This window comes from Mycobacterium sp. Aquia_216 (genome assembly GCF_026723865.1).
GTDB lineage: Bacteria > Actinomycetota > Actinomycetes > Mycobacteriales > Mycobacteriaceae > Mycobacterium.
Genome location: NZ_CP113529.1, coordinates 1,545,951 through 1,562,514, shown reverse-complemented (window position 1 = coordinate 1,562,514; position 16,564 = coordinate 1,545,951). Strand labels below are relative to the sequence as shown.

Genomic DNA, 16,564 nt, shown 5'->3' with positions numbered 1-16,564 from the left:
CTGACATATGTAGCGAAGCTAAGCTCGCGCAGTGTGTCCGACGTTGCATCCGAGAAGCTTCAACTCGCGCGGCGTGCGGCGCATTCCATCCGCGAGCGCACCGGGGTCGATCAGCATGACATCGCCATCGTGCTGGGTTCGGGATGGTCGCCGGCGATCGCGGAACTGGGCTCTCCAGACGTCGTGTTGCCCCAGGCCCAACTTCCGGGCTTCGCGCCGCCCCGCGCGGCCGGCCATCCCGGTGAGCTGTTGTCGGTGCGCATCGGTGAGCACCGGGTACTGGTGTTGGCCGGCCGCGTGCACGCCTATGAGGGTCATGACCTGAGCCACGTCGTGCACCCGGTCCGGGCGGCCTGCGCGGCCGGGGCGGGCATCGTCGTGCTGACCAACGCGGCCGGCGGATTGCGCACCGACATGCGGGTCGGCCAGCCGGTACTGATCAGCGATCACCTGAACCTGACCGCACGCTCGCCGTTGGTCGGTGCGCAGTTCGTCGATCTGACCGACGCCTACGCGGCGCGGCTGCGCCGGCTCGCCCGCGCGGCCGATCCCGAGCTGACCGAAGGCGTGTACGCCGGCCTGCCCGGGCCGCACTACGAGACGCCGGCCGAAATCCGGATGCTGCAAACGCTGGGTGCCGACCTGGTCGGCATGTCGACGGTGCACGAAACGATCGCGGCCCGCGCGGCCGGTGCCGAGGTGTTGGGCATTTCGCTGGTGACCAACCTGGCGGCCGGTATCACCGGCGCTCCGCTGAGCCATGCCGACGTGATGGCGGCCGGGGCAGCGTCGGCATCGCGGATCGGTGCACTGCTGGCCTTGATCATCAAGCGGATCGCCCGGATTTAGCAGAATGATCGGGTGGGACAACCGCTGAAGTTCGGCACCGCAGGATTGCGCGGCCCGGTGCGCGACGGCCCGGACGCGATGAACGTCGCGGTGGTATCGCGCGCCACCTGGGCAGTAGCGCGGGTGCTCACCGATCGAGGCCTGGCGGGTTCGCAGGTGATCGTCGGACGTGACGCCCGGCACGGCTCGGCAAGCTTTGCCACGGTTACCGCGGAAGTACTTGCGGCCGAGGGCTTTTCGGTACTTCTGTTACCCGGGACGGTGCCGACGCCGGTGGTCGCCTACGCGGTGCGTCACACCGGCTCCGCTGCCGGGATCCAGATCACGGCCTCGCACAATCCGCCGGCCGACAACGGCTACAAGGTGTTCTTTGACGGCGGCATCCAAATCGTCTCCCCCACCGACACCGAGATCGAAACCGCAATGGCGACAGCGCCTCCCGCCGACCGGATCGCCCGCAAGCCGGTGGCGCCCGCGGACACCCACCTGGTCGGGCGCTACATCGAACGCGCGGCCGGGGTACGGCGCGCCACCGGTTCGGTGCGTGTGGCCCTGACCCCGCTGCACGGGGTCGGTGGTGCGGTGGCCGTCGAGACGCTGCACCGCGCCGGTTTCGACCAGGTGCACACCGTCGGTGCCCAGTACGCGCCGGACCCCGACTTCCCCACCGTCGCGTTTCCGAACCCCGAGGAGCCCGGCGCCACCGACGCGCTGCTCGCCCTGGCCGCCGATATCGAGGCCGACGTCGCGATCGCCCTGGACCCCGACGCCGACCGTTGCGCGGTGGGCGTACCCACCACGACGGGATGGCGGATGCTATCCGGCGACGAAACCGGTTGGCTGTTAGGCGATTACATCCTTTCTCACCAGCGACCGGATACCGCCGTGGTGGCCAGCACCGTGGTGTCGTCACGGATGTTGGCGCAGATCGCGGCCCGCTACGGCGCGGTCCACGTCGAGACCCTCACCGGCTTCAAATGGCTGGCGCGCGCCGATTCGCAGGTGCCGGGCGGCAACCTGGTCTACGCCTATGAAGAAGCGATCGGCCACTGCGTCGACCCGGCCGCCGTGCGCGACAAGGACGGGATCAGTGCCGCGGTGCTGGTGTGCGACCTGGTCGCCGCGCTCGAACAGCAGGGGCGTTCGGTGCCTGACGCGCTCGACGACCTCGCCCGCCGCTATGGCGTACACGAAGGCGCCGCGGTGTCACGCCGGGCCGCCGACACCGCCGAAGCCGCCGGGCTCATGCAGCGGCTGCGTACCGAACCGCCGAGCCAACTGGCCGGGTTCGCGGCGAGGATCACCGATATCACCGACGCGCTGATCTTCACCGCCGGTGACGGCAGCACCTCGATCAGGGTGGTGGTGCGGCCCTCCGGGACCGAGCCGAAGCTGAAGTGCTACTTGGAGATTCGCTGTTCGGCTTCCGATGACCTGACTTCTTCCCGGACTTATGCCGACGCGTTGCGTGCGGAGTTGGTCGCTGCGGTGGCGCACTGGTGAATACCCGCGGCCCGAACTGGCGGTCGCCCGCATCCCCGAGTCCCGGCACGATAAACGCCGACTTGTTGAGCCCCTTGTCGACCGCCGCGGTGAACACTCGCACGTTCGGCGCTATTTTCTCCACTGCCGCAAGGCCTTCCGGCGCGGCCACCACGCAGAGCACGCTGATGTCGGTCGCACCACGGCGCAGCAGCAACTCGATCGCGTAGGTCATCGACCCGCCGGTGGCCAGCATCGGGTCGAGCACCATGACCGGGCGGTGTTTGAGCTTCGCGGGCAGCGACTCCAGGTACGGGAATGGTAGGTGGGTGTCCTCGTCGCGGGCGACGCCGACGAAGCCGACCTCGGCCTCGGGAATCGCGGCGTGCGCCTCGTCAACCATCCCGAGCCCGGCCCGCAACACCGGAACCAGCAGCGGCGGACTGGACAATCGCCGCCCGACGGTCTCGGCCAGTGGCGTCCGGATCCTGACCGGCGCGGTGGCCGCCTCCCGGGTGGCCTCGTAAACCAGCACCAGCGTCAGCTCGCGCAGCGCGGCCCGGAAGCCGGGGGCATCAGTGCGTTCGTCGCGCAACGCCGTCAGCCGGGCTGCGGCCAACGGGTGATCGACTACTCGCACTTCCATGCGTTCGAGGGTATATAACGATCTGACCTCGGTTGGCTAAAGTGCAGCTCACACGCGTGCGCGCCTGCCGTCGATCCCGCGCGTCGGCCCATATGCTCCCCGGGTGTTTCGCGCGATTCGAAGTCCCCTGATCCTGGCCGGCGCGGTGACGCTGACCTGGCTGGCCGCTACCCCGTTGGCTCCCCGCGTGACCGCCGCGGCTGCGCTTCCCCGGCCCGCGCACATCGTAATTGTGGTGGAAGAGAACCGTTCTGAGGGCCACATCATCGGCAGCCCGCAGAACCCGTTCATCAACGCCCTTGCCGCCCATGGCGCCAACATGGTCGCGTCGTTCGCCGAAACTCATCCCAGCGAGCCGAATTATCTGGCACTGTTCGCGGGCAACACGTTTGGAGTGACCAGAGACTCGTGCCCGCTCAACGCCGGCAATGCACCCAACCTGGGCTCCGAATTGCTCGGCGCCGGCTACACATTCATCGGTTATGCCGAAGACCTGCCCGCCGCCGGCTCGCCCGTGTGCAGCGCGGGCAAGTACGCGCGCAAGCACGTGCCGTGGGCCAATTTCACCAATGTGCCGCCGGCGAGCTCGGTGCCGTTCTCCGCGTTTCCGCAGGGGAATTACGCCAGCCTCCCGACGGTGTCATTTGTCATTCCCAACAACGACAACAACATGCACGACGGCTCCGTCGCCCAAGGCGATACCTGGCTGAATCGACAGCTGTCCGGCTACGCCAACTGGGCGGCGGCGAACAACAGCCTGCTGATCGTGACCTGGGATGAGGACGACGGATCCGGTTCGCAAGGAAATCGCAACCAGATCCCGACGATCATCTACGGCGCGCACGTGCAGCCGGGCAACTACAGCGAGCAGATGAGCCACTACAACCTGCTGTCCACGATCGAGCAGATGTACGGGCTGCCCAAGACGGGAAACGCGGCCAACGCTCCCGCGATCGCCAGCATTTGGGCGGGATAGTCCCAACCGGGCCGGGCGCGCTCGTCGACCGTCGCTATTCTGTGCCGCATGGCTGCTGACCTCGTCCCCGTCCGTCTGAGCCTGTCCGACGGGGACCGCTACACCGTGTGGGCACCGCGCTGGCGCGACTCAGGCGACGAGTGGGAGGCGTTCCTGGGCAAGGACGACGACCTGTACGCCTTCGAGGCCGTTGCCGACCTCGTCGCGTTCGTGCGTTCCGGCGACGACCACGACCTGGTCGATCACCCGGCGTGGAAGGACCTGGCCACGGCCCACGCGCACAGTTTCGAACCCGCCGAGGCCAAGCAGTTCGACCTGGTGGCGGTCGAAGAGCTGGTGGCCGAGAAGCCGTCCGAGGAGTCGGTGACGGCGCTGGCCGGCGTGCTGGCGATCGTGTCGTCGATCGGGTCGGTGTGTGAGCTGGCGGCGGTGTCGAAATTCTTCAACGGCAACCCCAGCCTCGGCACGGTATCCGGCGGCATCGAACTCTTCACCGGCAAAGCGGGTGCCAAACGCTGGAATTCGATCGCCGAGATCATCGGACGCAGCTGGGACGACGTGCTCAGCGCGGTCGAGGACATCGTCAGCACTCCCGAGGTCGACGAGGCGGCGGCGCAGAAGGCCGCCGACGAGCTGGCCGAAGAGCGTGAAGAGCCCGAAGACGAATCCGAAGGACAACCCGAGGACGAGTCCGACGGCGAAGCCGTCGACGAGGAAGAGGCCGAGCCCGTCGATGAGTCCGTCGACGAGGAAGACGAGGAAGAGGACGAGGCGGAGGTCCGCGCGCCCGGCGACACCGTGGTGCTGGGCGGCGACGACGACTTCTGGCTGCAGGTCGGTATCGACCCGGTCCGCATCATCACGAGTTCGGGCACGTTCTACACGCTGCGCTGCTACCTCGACGACCGCCCGATCTTCCTGGGACGCAACGGACGGATCAGCGTGTTCACCTCCGAGCGGTCCCTGGCGCGCTATCTGGCTGACGAGCACGACCACGACCTGTCGGATTTGAGCACCTACGACGACATCCGCACCGCGGCGACCGACGGATCCCTGTCCGTGGAAGTCACCGACGAGAACATCTACGTGCTGTCCGGGCTGGCCGACGACTTCGCCGACGGGCCCGACGCGGTGGATCGCGAGCAACTCGACCTGGCCGTCGAACTGCTCCGCGATATCGGTGACTACTCCGAGGAGAGCACCGTCGACAAGGCGCTGGAAACGGGCAAGCCGCTGGGCAAGCTGGTGGCCTACGTGTTGGAGCCCGGTTCGGTGGGCAAGCCCGCGTCGCCGTATTCGGCGGCGGTGCGGGAATGGGAGGAACTCGAGAAGTTCGTCGATTCGCGCCTGCGGCGCGAATAGCGCGCGAACAGTGCGCGTTTGACGGGTCCTCAAGTCTCCTCTTTACTGGCGGCAGCGTCCGCCGGAGGTCAGCGGCGGCCCGACGGGGAGGTGAATTGAATGTCGCTTCCCGTGATCGGCCCACTGCCGTTCTACGGATTCCAACGTCCGGAGCTGTTGCTGTTCGGGCTGATCCCGCTGGCATTGCTCGCCGTGTATGTCCTCGTTCAGTCCCGCCGGCGACACCGCTTGCGCCGCTACACCGACGCCGAGGTGCCGCAGTCGTTGTGGCGGCACCTGCCGATAGCCGTATCGCTGCTCAGCCTGGCGCTGTTGACCATCGCGCTGGCCACCCCGACCCATGACATGCGCATACCGCGCAACCGGGCCGTCGTCATGCTCGTGATCGACATGTCGCATTCGATGCGGGCCACCGACGTCGAGCCCGATCGCCTGCGGGCCGCGGAGCAAGCCGCCAGCAAGTTCGCGACGGCGCTGACGCCGGGCATCAACCTCGGGCTCGTCGGGTTTGCGGGAACGCCGTATCTGCTGGTGCCGCCGACCCCGCAGCACCAGGCGACCATCGATGCCCTGCCGAAGCTGCAGTTCGGCGAGGGCACGGCCACCGGTGAAGCCATCTACACCGCCCTGCACGCGATCGATGCGTCGAACACGACCGGCGGGGACACTCCGCCGCCGGCCCGGATCGTGCTGCTGTCCGACGGCGGCGAGAACAGGCCGACGGATCCCAGCGATCCGCACGACGGCGTCTACACCGCGTCGCGACTGGCCAGGGACCAGGGCGTGCCCATCTCGACGATCTCGTTCGGCACCAAGACCGGGAGCATCACCTTGGACGGAGCGCAGGTGAATGTCCCCGTCTCGACGGATCAGATGAAGAAAGTCGCGCAGCTGGCCGGCGGGCAGGCCTACACCGCAGCAAACCTCGACGAACTCAACAAGGACTACCAAGCCATCCAGAAGGAGATCGGGTATCGCACCGTCCCCGGGCCTGGAGGTTCCGGGTGGTTGCGCCTCGGGGTGCTGACCGCGTTGGTCGCGACGGCGTTGGCGCTGCTGATCAACCGCAGGCTGCCTACTTAGACCGTCAGGCGGGCAGCCTGCGGTTGAGGAACAGGCCGGCCAACACCGCGGCGGCCATCACGACGGAGCCGAGCAGCAACCACGCCAGGCTCGCGTCGCCCTTGACGGTCTCGTAGCCGATCTGGCGTTGCAGCGTCCCGTAGACCTCCTTGAGCGACTCCAGGCTGTTGGCATGGAACGCCTGGCCGTCGGTGATCTTGCAGATTTCCTGCAGGGTCTGATCGTCGACCGGAACCGGAATCGTGGCGCCCTGATAAGGGACGGTGCCGTCAGGCGTACCGAAGGAGATCGTCGATATCTGAACGCCCTCAGCCTTGGCCGCGCGCGCCGCGGTGAACGCTCCCTGCGGAGCGTTGGGATCCAGTGGCACGTTCTCGGCGCCGTCGGACTCCAGCACGATGCGTGCCGGTGGCGGGCCGTCGCCGCCGCCCATCACCGCACCGACCGTCGCGATCGCCTGCAGCGCGGTGAAAAGGCCCTCTCCGGTAGCGGTTTTCGGCGCCGGCTGCAGCCCGTCGATCGCGGCTTTGACGGCGCCGCGGTTCGTCGTCGGAGACACCAGCAGGGTGGCGTTGGCCGCGAACGCCACCAGCCCGAGGTTGATGGCCGGCGTCAACTCGTCGGCGAATTGCTTACCGGCTTCCTGCGCGGCGGCCAGCCGGGTCGGAGCCACATCGGTGGCGGCCATGGACTCCGAGACGTCGATGACCAGCATCACCACCGCGCGGTTGAGTGGAATCCGGACATCGGTCGTCGGCCCGGCCATCGCCGTCGTCAGCAGCACCAGCGAGGCGGCCAGCAGGATCGTCGGGATGTGGCGCCACCGGGACAGCCGGGCCGGGGCGACGCGCTCGAGCACTTCCATGTTGGCGAACGGCAACACGCGACGCCGTCGCGCGAATTGCTGGACGACATAGAGCCCTATCACCAACAGCACGGCCAGCAGGAACAGGAAGAACCAGCCGTTCTGAAAGCCCGTGAGCGACACCGGACCCAGCAGTGGCAACTTCATGCCACGTCACACTATTCACCAAACCTCGACGGCGCACGGGCCCCGGTTCAGCCAGCAGCTTCAGCCGGCAACGAGGTCGCGTCGCTGGGTGAATTTGATGTCGAGACTGCGCAGGTGGGTCTGCAGCCCCGCATCCTGAACGGGAATCAAGTGGGCCGGCTGGTCGGTCTCGTTGAAGTGGGCGTGCCACATCCCCGGCGGAGTGGTGAACGCACCACCGGCCTGCCAGTCCACCCGGATCGGGTCGACAATGTTTCCCCGCTCGTCGAGACGAGTTCCCAGCAACGAGTAGCAGCCGCTGGGCGGTGCATCGAGAATGAGATCCAATGCGACGGACTGGTGCCGGTGGGGACGCTGCTCCTGGTTGGGGGGCAGCACACCGAACATTGCCCACAGGACGTGGGTGATGGTCAGCGTCTGCTCCTGGTTCTCGTTGGCCAGCAGCACGCTCACCCGGCTCTTGTCGTTGGCGCCGGGACGCGAAGCGATCTCCTCCAGCTTGGACACCGCGTCCGACCGCCGGAACTTGGTCGCTCGAAACCTCGGCTCACGCGCTTCGGCGCCCAGGTAGCGCAGCAGCGGCTCGTCGTGCACCCAGTACATGGCCGCCTCGGAGTCGGCGTAGAAGACCGAGCGGGCACCCGCGGGCAGGGTGAGGAAGTCACCCTTCTCCCACTTGACCAGCTGGCCGTTGACCGCGGCGAAGCCGTGCCCGAAGAGCACGTAGTACAGCTGCGAGGTGGCGTTAGGACTGGTGTCGATCTGCTCACCAGCGCGGATCCGCAGGAAGTTGGCCAGCAGTGCGGGACTGGTCGCGGCGCCCGCGATGCCCAGGTCCGAGGACAGGTCCAGGGGCAGCACGCCTGTCGGCTGGTCCATGTAGACGTCGGGCCCGAACTGGGTAACCGGCACCTGCGGCGCAAATCCGGATCCGATCGGATTGGCCGCCTTGGAGTACTCGAAGTAGCAGGCGTCATCGGCCCAGTCGGCGAACCGGCCCTCGAATCCGTACTCGGCCACGTTGGTCATCGGTGCGGGGATCGTCGGGTCCAGGTTCACGGCCACTGTCTGGGCTGGGTTCGCAGTGGACATTGTGCTTCTCCTTAGTGCTTAAGTGCATCTTGTGTTTGAATCGTATCTATCTTGTATCTCAGTGTCAATCCGAGCGTGGTGTACGGTCATAGACGCACTTGAGATACGACTGAGCTACAAGGGGGCGCCGTGGCAGCGAGCGCCAAGGACCGGGCGCTCGAGTATGTCAAAACCCAGGTGCTCACCGGCGTGTTTCCCGGCGGCGAGTTGATCAGTGAGGGTGACGTCGCCAGCGCGCTGGGGATGTCGCGGACTCCGGTGCGGGAGGCGTTCCTGCGTATGGAGGCCGAGGGCCTGCTGCGCCTGTATCCGCAACGCGGGGCGCTCGTCGTCCCGGTCTCTGCTGACGAGGTCCGCGCGGTCATCGAGGCCCGGCTGATATTCGAGCAGTACGCGGCCCGCAAGGTGGTCGATCGTGGGCCCGCCGCCTGCGCCGCGGTGTTCGAGCGGTTGTCGGCCGAGTTGCAGCGTCAGCATGACGCCGCCGCTGCGAGCGATTGGCGAGAATTCCTCGACTCCGACCGCGCCTTCCACGCCATCACCCTGGACGAGTCGCAGAACGCGATTCTGTGCGGCTTCTACTCCTCGCTGCGCGACCGCCAGATGCGGATGACCGGCGAATCGGCGTTGCGCGAACCGGATCGAGTGACGACGATCATGCACGAGCACCTCGGCATCGCCGAAGCGCTGCGCGATGGCGATCTACCACGGGCGTTGCAGGCCGTGCAGACCCACCTCGCCGGCACCGTGCGCGCGATCGGCCTTGGCGCCGAACTGGTTTAGCTCTTGCCGTTCTTACCGTTGACTTCGTCGCCGGCTTGGAGTTGGCGCGGGCAATACGATTTCGCCGAGAGCGTGGCGAACTGCGCAGCACCGCTGGTACTCAGCCCCGGGTTGTTGTCCTTGAGATCGTTGAGGAGTTGCAGACCGGAGACACCGTGATGGATCAACCCGCACACCGTTTTTCCGGCGCTGACGGCTTGGGCCGGGTCCTGAAAGTTGATGCCCACCTTGTGTAGGTCGGCAATGAACGCGTCGTTGTTGTCGTCGTTCGGCGGTTCCTCCATGCCCGGGTCGGCGTGCGCGGGCACCGCGAAGATTATTCCCATCGAAATGCCAAGTAGTGCAGGCCATTTCTTCATGGATCCTCCTTCGGTTATTCGGACCGCGCGGCCGCGGTCTCTTTGCCTTCGTTGACGTGTACCGCGTGCACACCAGGCGTGGTTCGCAGTCGCGCGACCAACTCGTCGAGTCCGGACTCGTCGACGTTCCAGTGCTGGACCTGATCGGGCATCTCCTGCAGTTGCGCGATGACGCGGTCGAGCTTGACCGGCTCCTGCCGGCGCTCACCGGTGACGGCGCGCCTCTGTATTTCGGTGGATCGCACGGCGCGGGAAGCCGGGCTGCCCAGCGCGCCGCCCGACAAACTGCCCAGGGTCGCCTCGTTGACCAGGTTTCCCGGAAACACTCCGGTGGCGGACGCGGCGGCGCTGGTCGCCGGTAGCGCGGTGGCGGCCAACCTCATCGCCGGGGTGGCGGTTGCCCAGCTCGCCGGCACCGACAGTCTCCCCACGGTGGGCGCATTACCCAGACTGGCCGATGCGACATGCGGTGCAATGTGGCCAGGCGACGAAAGACCCGCCCCCAGACCAGATTTCGCGATGCCGGCGCTCCACGGCCGATAAATGAAGAAGTTCTTCCACTGCGAAATGCCAAGGCTGGAACTGCTGTTCACGACGTTGGTCCAGGTGCCCTGGCTGCCGATTCCCGAAATGCTGGAGTACAGCGTCTCCCAGAGCGGGGCGATCTGTGAATTACCGGTGGCTCCGGTGATCAAATTCTCCCAGGAGTCGGTGTATTGGGTCGTGAGCGAGGTGATGTAGTTCTCGATCTGGGTGAGCCACGACGTCGACGAGCTGCTGGAGGCCGTGCTCGATGAGGTGGTCGCCGCCGACTGCGCCGCCTGAGCGTCATCATTGGTGGTCTTCGGCGGGTCGGTGAACGAGCTCAGGTCGCCCGCGTCCGACGAGGCGCTGGCATAGCCGAACATCGCGTCGACATCCTGGGCCCACATCTGGCCGTACTCGGCTTCGTTGGCCGCGATCGCGCCACCGTTTTGTCCGAGGACATTGCTCGCCAGCAGCGATTGCAGCTCGCTGCGGTTCGCCGCTACGAGTGCCGGCGGCACCGTGGCTGCCAGCACTGCCTCGTAGGCGCCGGCCGCGACCCGCGCCCCGGCGGCCGCCTCCTCAGCCTGACCGGCAGTGGTCGACAGCCACGTCACATAGGGTGCGGCCGCGGCCGCCATGGACTCCGAGGACGGACCCGCCCACGAGTCGTTGGTCAGCCCCGAGATCGCCGATTCGTAGGAGGCCGCGGTGGAATGCAGCTCGGCAGCCAGCCCGTCCCAACTCTCCGCCGCAGCCAGCAGCGATCCCGCGCCCGAGCCCGAGTGGATCTGGGCGGAGATGATCTCCGGTGGCAATAACGCGAAATCTCCGAAAATCATTGCTGTACTCCTTATTTCGCGTTCGGTGGGATCACGATGACGGTGGAAGTGGTGGCGATGTCGTCGATGGCTACGGCACCGGGCACTCGAACGGGCCCAGCGACGGCACGCGTGGCCGTCCCCCCAGCAGCGCGTCCGGCCAGGCTGGACAGCGCCGTCGGGCCGAACATGCCTTGCAGACCCGACTCCGGCGCGGTTTCGAGCAAGGTCTCCGGGAGCTCCGAGGCGACCGTTCTGACCGCCGGCACGGACGAGGCCCAGTTGGCGGGCACGGACAACGATCCGACCAGGCCGGCGCGACCCGTCGCGGCCGACGCCGCACCCGCCGACTCCCAGGAGCCGGCCAGCAGGTCGCTGTGCAAAAGCGGTGCCAGCGCTCCGCTGATGGGTTTGGGATTCAATAGGGGGCCGATGCCCTGGATGCCGACACCAAGGTTCGGAATACTGATCGACACCTGGTACCAGTTCTTCATCAGGCCCGCTACGCCCAGCGGCGTGTACGGCCCCGCCACCGTGTTGAGCACGCTGTTGAACGTTTTCAAAACCCCGTTGAGGTCCGAAACGATTCCGGTCGACGACGTCGAGCTCGCGGTCGCGGTCGCCGCCGACGTCGTCGTGGCCGCCGCGTTGATGGTCGCGCTTTGCGCCGTGGACGAGGTCTGAGATGTCAACTGCGACAACGCCGATTGCACATCAGAGCCGGGCGAAGACTGCGTTGCGGCGTTGGTCGCGGCCTCCTGGTCGGCCTGGCCACTGGTGTCGGTGTTCGTCGTTGGTTCGCTGAACGTGCCCAGCCGGGTCGCGGCCGTCGACGAGCCGGCATAGGTGTACATCGCCGCGGCATCCTGGGCCCACATCTCGGCGTACTGGGCCTCCGTGGCCGCGATCGACGGGGTGTTCTGACCGAGGACGTTGGTCGCAATCAGCGACGCCAACAGCGAGCGATTGGCTGCAATCACCGGCGGCGGCACGCTGGCCGCGAACGCGGCCTCATAGGCGCCCGCCGCCGCATTGGCTTGACCTGCCGTCTGCTCGGCCTGCGCGGCGGTTCTCCGCAGCCACCCGATGTAGGGTGCCGCGGCGGCCGACATCGACATCGACGACGGCCCATGCCAGCCGGAGCTCGTGAGGTCCGAGATCGCCGACCCGTAAGCCGCCGCCGTCGAATGCAATTCGGTGGCCAACCCGTCCCAGGCGGCCGCGGCGGCCAGCAAGGGAGCCGACCCCGGCCCCGCGTAGATTCTGCCCGAGTTGACCTCCGGCGGTAACGCTCCGAAATCCATCGCCTTCCCCTGCCCCGGCCGTACCGACGTCGTTTGAGTCATCGAAACGCACTGAACATCAACATGATTGAGCGATGCGCCACCAGTCGGCCATCCCGACGATTGCCCACTCGCTCACGCCTTCAGAACGCTAAACAGCCGTGCTGGGAATCAACTGCGGCCGCTGCCGGCCGGCCCCACCCGGCGGGCTCACCCCGGGAACGCGGGCCCGGATTCGGCGGAGCGACGAGCAAGGCACCTGCGGGCCCGCTCACCTCGTGCAAGTCCCGAGGGAGCAAATGGTTAACCTAAGATGAATACGAGGGAAACGCAGTCTTAATTACGAGTGAACGGAATAAAATCTCGTCCGTCAAAAAGCGGACGCCGAACGCGGCCCGGGCGGATCCCCGAGGGCGCGTGCACGACATTAGCGAGCTTTCCTGTCGGAATGCTTGAGGATTTCTGGCGCTCGGGGCTCCGCCGCTGTCGCAGCGGCCTAGGAAGCGGCGTTCGCCGGCGAGGCGACCGCGGCTTTGGGTTAAGGCACTTGTCGGAGCCCTTCGGCATACTCGAACACATGTTCGATGCACCGAGCTTGCTCCGCCAAATCGGCGACGCGGCGCGCGCGGAAGCCCAGGCCGCTGCGGCGCGCCTACTCGCGATCGGCGACCTATTCCGGTTGCGGCTGGCCCAGCACGGCGACCGCGCGCCCTGGGCGGCCGACACTTGTGATGCGGTGGCCGCCGAAATCGCCGTCACGCTCGGCACCAGCGTGGCGATGGGCCATAGCAATCTGCGTTACGCGCGGGCCATGCATGAACGGTTGCCGGAAGTAGCTGCCATTTTTCGGGCCGGCGATATCGACTTCCGGCTGTTCCGGACCATCGTCTTTCGCACTGACCTGATCGTCGACGCCGAGGCGCTGGCCGCCGTAGATGCCCAGCTGGCCATCAAGGCACCGCGCTGGCCGTCGATGACCAGCTGGAAGCTCGCGACGGAGATCGATCGCATAGTCGCCACGATCGACCGGGACGCGGTGCGCCGATCGCGCGAATACGCGGCGGACCGCTATTTCCAGGTCACCCCGATGGACCCGGGCATGGCGCTGATCAACGGCACGGTTTTCGCGACGACGGGGCAAGCGCTCGATCGCCGGCTCGACGAACTCGCCAGGACAGTGTGCGCCGATGATCCACGCACGATCGGGCAGCTGCGCGCCGACGCGTTGGGCGCACTCGCGGCCGGCCACGACCGGCTGACGTGCGGGTGCGACGGGGCCGACTGCCCGACCGCCTCCGCGCCTCGGCAGCCAGGTTCCGTCGTGATCCACGTCGTGGCCGACCGCGATACCGTGCGCGGGTCCGGTTCGGCTCCGGGATTTCTCTACGGCGACGGCATCGTCCCCGCCGAGATCGTGCGAGAGTTGAGCAAAACTGCTAAATCGCAACCGATTACAACGTCGTTCACACCAGAGTACGGGTACACACCGTCCCGGGTACTGACGGACTTCGTGCGGGCGCGCGACCTCACCTGCCGGGCACCGGGTTGCGATCGACCCGCTACCGAGTGCGATATCGACCACACCGTGCCGTACGGCGACGGCGGTGCCACCCACCCGTCGAATCTCAAATGCCTGTGCCGAAAACATCACCTGCTCAAGACCTTTTGGGGCTGGCGCGATCAGCAACTGCCCGACGGCACCATCATCTGGACACTGCCCGGCGGGCAAACCCACGTCACTACCCCCGGCAGTGCACTGCTCTTCCCCGCCCTGTGCGCCAGCGGTGACGCGCCGCCGGTCGTTCGGAAGCCAAATACCCAGTGCGACAACCGCGACGCGAAGATGCCGACCCGGACCCACACCCGCGCGCAGAACCGCGCTGCGTGCATCTCCACCGAACGCCGGCACAACCGAACCGCCCGCGAAGCGCGCAAAAACCGCTGGGCCGCGCTGATAGCCGCCGCCCCACCCGACGACGAGCCGCCCCCCTTCTAGCTGATGCGCACCCCCCGACGCCATCGTCGGACGGCTGCGATCGCTGTTTTGAGGCCGCGGCGGCGGCCTGTCGCGGGGTCGGTCCCGCCGAAACCCGGCCCCAGTGCCGCGAACATCCGCTCACTGCGGGTCTCCGCCGCGTCGTCGGCGGTATCGCGCAAATAGCGATCTGGCAGCGACAGTTTGGCAATGGTGCGCCACGTCTTGCCACACTGCACCAGGAACGAACCCGTGGTGTAAGGCAAATCGTACTTCTCACACACCTGGCGCACCCGCACCGAAACCTCGTGCAAACGGTTGCTCGACAGATCGGGAAACAGATGATGCTCGATCTGATAGCACAAGTTGCCACTCATGAACCGCAACACCGGCCCCGCCTCAAAGTTGGCACTGCCCAACATCTGACGCAGATACCACTGCCCCTTCGACTCGCTCGCCATGTCAATCGTGGTGAATTTCTCCGCGCCATCAGGAAAATGACCACAAAAAATCACCGCATCGGCCCAGATATTGCGGATCACATTAGCCACCACATTGGCCCTGAACGTCGATCTGTACGTCGCGCCCGGCGACACCGAAGTCAGCACCGGAAACGCCACGTAATCCTTGACCACCTGCCTGCCCGCCTTGACCGCCAGCTCACGCACCTGCACCAACGTGATGTCGCGCTCCGCACCAGGCTTCAACAGCTTGCCGAGCTCGATGGGCTGAAAACCGATTCCCCACTCGAATCCCAACGCCAGCGTCGTGTTGAACACCAGATTGCCGACGTTATACGGCTTCCACGGCTGGTCACGGGTAACCCGCAAGATCGCGTAGCCGACATCATCGTCCATGCCCAAGACATTGGTGTACTTATGGTGCTGAAAATTGTGGGTCGACCGCCAATGCTTCGACGCCGCACTCATATCCCACTCCCACGTCGAGGAGTGAATCTCAGGATCGTTCATCCAGTCCCACTGACCGTGCATCACATTGTGACCGATCTCCATATTCTCGATGATCTTCGCCACCCCAAGCGTCACCGTCCCCGCCCACCACACCGGCCGCTTCAAACCACCGGCCAACAACAGCCGACCGGCCAGCTCAAGGGCGCGTTGCGCGGCGATGGTGCGGCGGATGTAGCGCGCATCGCGCTCGCCACGAGATTCCTCGATGTCCAGCCGGATCGCGTCCAGCTCAACGGCGAGCGTCTCGATGTCGGTATCGGTCAGGTGAGCGAAGGCCGCAATGTCGGTAATCGCCATGGTGTCCCTTTAAGTCTGGTTTCTGTTCCGGGTTCCCAGCGTTGATTGGCAACGATGAGCTCAGCATCACCGCAGCCGTTGCGTCCAAGCGGCTACGGCTGTTGAGGTCCTTCTAGACGACGGGCTCAGCCTTTTCCGATGCCCGTTCGGATTGCCCCAATTTGTCAGCCGGCCAATATTATTCGCTGTTTGATCGAGGCAGGTCGCTGTTTCAGGGCGACCACTGGATACATCTTGCCGGTTAGTAGTAGTGGCGGCGGCCACCGACAGCGTGTCCCATCCGTCCCGCCAACGCGAGTATCACGCCGACAATAAGGAGGATGACCCCGATGACCAAGCAGATATGGGCGTAGGCGAAGGTGGGGACGAGGGCAGGGAGGAGCAGCCCGAGGACAATGAGGACGATTCCGAGAGCGATCATGGCATTACCTAGTTTCTGTGTGGAAGTTTGAGAGGAGAACTGCCCGGCGTGAAGGCGTCATTCGGCTTGCTCTGCAACTGATTTGGCGTTGCGTGCCGATCGTCAAGGCCGTGCGGTTGCGACGCGGCTTTGTCGCACCGACGCCGGTCACATGGTCGACGAACCGACAGGCGAATCAGGTGAACGCGGAGTTGGTGGCCGTCCGAGTTCGGGGATAATTTGCATGCTGCCTTGACCGCAACGGGTAGAAATCGGGATGTACGGCACGAGCAGACGCTCATCAAGTTCAGCGGCGTACAGCTAAACTCTCACCGGACTGGCTGAAGGACTCAGCAACAACAACATTACCCCTCTCGGGGACCTCCGGCTAGTTGGCCGCCGAGCGCGGTGGTGCCTGTGCTTAATAAGCTTGCTGGAACTGAGCATCCACGCCGAAGCGCGTCGGCATCTTCAACCGCGAGGTGGCATTCGGCTGGCTCTGGCGTGTAGCCCCGGCCTACGAGGACTCCGATAGCTTGATTAATGACCGACACCTCTAAAGAGCTTGTCGCGGAACATCGTTCGGCAGGGACTGGCGGGTGCTGATCGAGACAAGTCACTCAGGGGCCGGACGGTGAGCCACGCGAG

General features: G+C 66.0%; 13 protein-coding genes and 2 pseudogenes. 7 read left to right on the top strand and 8 right to left on the bottom strand.

What is annotated here, in order from left to right:
• Window positions 1-33: 33 nt before the first annotated feature.
• Window positions 34-849: a purine-nucleoside phosphorylase gene (locus OK015_RS07545; protein WP_268130406.1), complete on the top strand. Its 816-nt coding sequence runs from the start codon at window positions 34-36 to the stop codon at window positions 847-849.
• A gap of 9 nt (window positions 850-858) precedes the next feature.
• Window positions 859-2,352 (top strand): annotated as a pseudogene (locus OK015_RS07540) (phospho-sugar mutase); the annotation flags it as partial.
• Between the two features lie 4 nt (window positions 2,353-2,356).
• On the opposite strand, the pseudogene upp reads toward OK015_RS07540, so the two are convergent.
• Window positions 2,357-2,977, bottom strand: a pseudogene (gene upp, locus OK015_RS07535) (uracil phosphoribosyltransferase); the annotation flags it as partial.
• A gap of 73 nt (window positions 2,978-3,050) precedes the next feature.
• Between upp and OK015_RS07530 the strand changes: the two are divergent.
• The 3 genes from OK015_RS07530 to OK015_RS07520 all read left to right on the top strand — a co-directional run bounded on the left by OK015_RS07530 (window position 3,051) and on the right by OK015_RS07520 (window position 6,398).
• The gene (locus OK015_RS07530; RefSeq protein WP_442791274.1) at window positions 3,051-3,953 is read left to right on the top strand and encodes an alkaline phosphatase family protein; all 903 of its coding nucleotides are present in this window, start codon (window positions 3,051-3,053) and stop codon (window positions 3,951-3,953) included.
• Between the two features lie 48 nt (window positions 3,954-4,001).
• Window positions 4,002-5,315 carry a protein export chaperone SatS gene (satS, locus tag OK015_RS07525; protein WP_268130403.1) on the top strand — a complete coding sequence of 438 codons (1,314 nt, stop codon included), beginning with the start codon at window positions 4,002-4,004 and terminating at the stop codon, window positions 5,313-5,315.
• Between the two features lie 99 nt (window positions 5,316-5,414).
• On the top strand, window positions 5,415-6,398 hold the full coding sequence (locus OK015_RS07520) for a VWA domain-containing protein (protein WP_268130402.1): 984 nt from the start codon (window positions 5,415-5,417) through the stop codon (window positions 6,396-6,398).
• A 4-nt stretch (window positions 6,399-6,402) separates the two neighbouring features.
• Here OK015_RS07520 and OK015_RS07515 read toward each other — a convergent pair whose 3' ends face one another.
• The gene (locus OK015_RS07515) at window positions 6,403-7,410 is read right to left on the bottom strand and encodes a VWA domain-containing protein (RefSeq protein WP_268130400.1); all 1,008 of its coding nucleotides are present in this window, start codon (window positions 7,408-7,410) and stop codon (window positions 6,403-6,405) included.
• Window positions 7,411-7,470: 60 nt separating this feature from the next.
• A complete protein-coding gene (locus tag OK015_RS07510; protein WP_268130398.1) occupies window positions 7,471-8,502 on the bottom strand; it encodes a cupin in 1,032 nt (343 codons plus the stop codon).
• A 129-nt stretch (window positions 8,503-8,631) separates the two neighbouring features.
• On the opposite strand from OK015_RS07510, the gene OK015_RS07505 reads away from it, so the two are divergent.
• Window positions 8,632-9,285: a GntR family transcriptional regulator gene (locus OK015_RS07505; RefSeq protein ID WP_268130396.1), complete on the top strand. Its 654-nt coding sequence runs from the start codon at window positions 8,632-8,634 to the stop codon at window positions 9,283-9,285.
• Here the strand turns inward: OK015_RS07505 and OK015_RS07500 are convergent.
• From OK015_RS07500 to OK015_RS07490, 3 genes are read right to left on the bottom strand one after another with little or no spacing between them, the layout of a single operon-like run.
• Window positions 9,282-9,644 (bottom strand): DUF732 domain-containing protein, encoded by a 363-nt coding sequence (locus OK015_RS07500; protein WP_268130394.1) that lies wholly within the window; start codon window positions 9,642-9,644, stop codon window positions 9,282-9,284. The genes OK015_RS07505 and OK015_RS07500 overlap by 4 nt on opposite strands.
• 14 nt (window positions 9,645-9,658) lie before the next feature.
• Entirely contained in the window at window positions 9,659-11,011 is a 1,353-nt protein-coding gene (locus OK015_RS07495; RefSeq protein WP_268130392.1) for a PPE family protein, read from the bottom strand.
• A gap of 11 nt (window positions 11,012-11,022) precedes the next feature.
• On the bottom strand, window positions 11,023-12,294 hold the full coding sequence (locus OK015_RS07490) for a PPE family protein (RefSeq protein ID WP_268132514.1): 1,272 nt from the start codon (window positions 12,292-12,294) through the stop codon (window positions 11,023-11,025).
• A 556-nt stretch (window positions 12,295-12,850) separates the two neighbouring features.
• Between OK015_RS07490 and OK015_RS07485 the strand changes: the two genes are divergently transcribed.
• Window positions 12,851-14,269, top strand: a complete 1,419-nt coding sequence (locus OK015_RS07485) for an HNH endonuclease signature motif containing protein (protein ID WP_268130391.1) — start codon at window positions 12,851-12,853, stop codon at window positions 14,267-14,269.
• Here OK015_RS07485 and OK015_RS07480 read toward each other — a convergent pair.
• The gene (locus OK015_RS07480; protein WP_268130390.1) at window positions 14,266-15,516 is read right to left on the bottom strand and encodes a fatty acid desaturase family protein; all 1,251 of its coding nucleotides are present in this window, start codon (window positions 15,514-15,516) and stop codon (window positions 14,266-14,268) included. The two genes, OK015_RS07485 and OK015_RS07480, sit on opposite strands and share 4 nt — an antisense overlap.
• Window positions 15,517-15,757: 241 nt before the next feature.
• Entirely contained in the window at window positions 15,758-15,937 is a 180-nt protein-coding gene (locus tag OK015_RS07475; protein ID WP_268130388.1) for a DUF6131 family protein, read from the bottom strand.
• Window positions 15,938-16,564 lie beyond the last annotated feature (627 nt).

Bases quoted from the DNA above. Each gene is read 5' to 3' on its own strand.
- satS (WP_268130403.1), top strand. From the start codon at position 4,002: ATGGCTGCTGACCTCGTCCCCGTCCGTCTGAGCCTGTCCGACGGGGAC.
- OK015_RS07520 (WP_268130402.1), top strand. From the start codon at position 5,415: ATGTCGCTTCCCGTGATCGGCCCACTGCCGTTCTACGGATTCCAACGT.
- OK015_RS07515 (WP_268130400.1), bottom strand. From the start codon at position 7,410: ATGAAGTTGCCACTGCTGGGTCCGGTGTCGCTCACGGGCTTTCAGAAC.
- OK015_RS07510 (WP_268130398.1), bottom strand. From the start codon at position 8,502: ATGTCCACTGCGAACCCAGCCCAGACAGTGGCCGTGAACCTGGACCCG.
- OK015_RS07500 (WP_268130394.1), bottom strand. From the start codon at position 9,644: ATGAAGAAATGGCCTGCACTACTTGGCATTTCGATGGGAATAATCTTC.
- OK015_RS07495 (WP_268130392.1), bottom strand. From the start codon at position 11,011: ATGATTTTCGGAGATTTCGCGTTATTGCCACCGGAGATCATCTCCGCC.
- OK015_RS07490 (WP_268132514.1), bottom strand. From the start codon at position 12,294: ATGGATTTCGGAGCGTTACCGCCGGAGGTCAACTCGGGCAGAATCTAC.
- OK015_RS07485 (WP_268130391.1), top strand. From the start codon at position 12,851: ATGTTCGATGCACCGAGCTTGCTCCGCCAAATCGGCGACGCGGCGCGC.
- OK015_RS07480 (WP_268130390.1), bottom strand. From the start codon at position 15,516: ATGGCGATTACCGACATTGCGGCCTTCGCTCACCTGACCGATACCGAC.
- OK015_RS07475 (WP_268130388.1), bottom strand. From the start codon at position 15,937: ATGATCGCTCTCGGAATCGTCCTCATTGTCCTCGGGCTGCTCCTCCCT.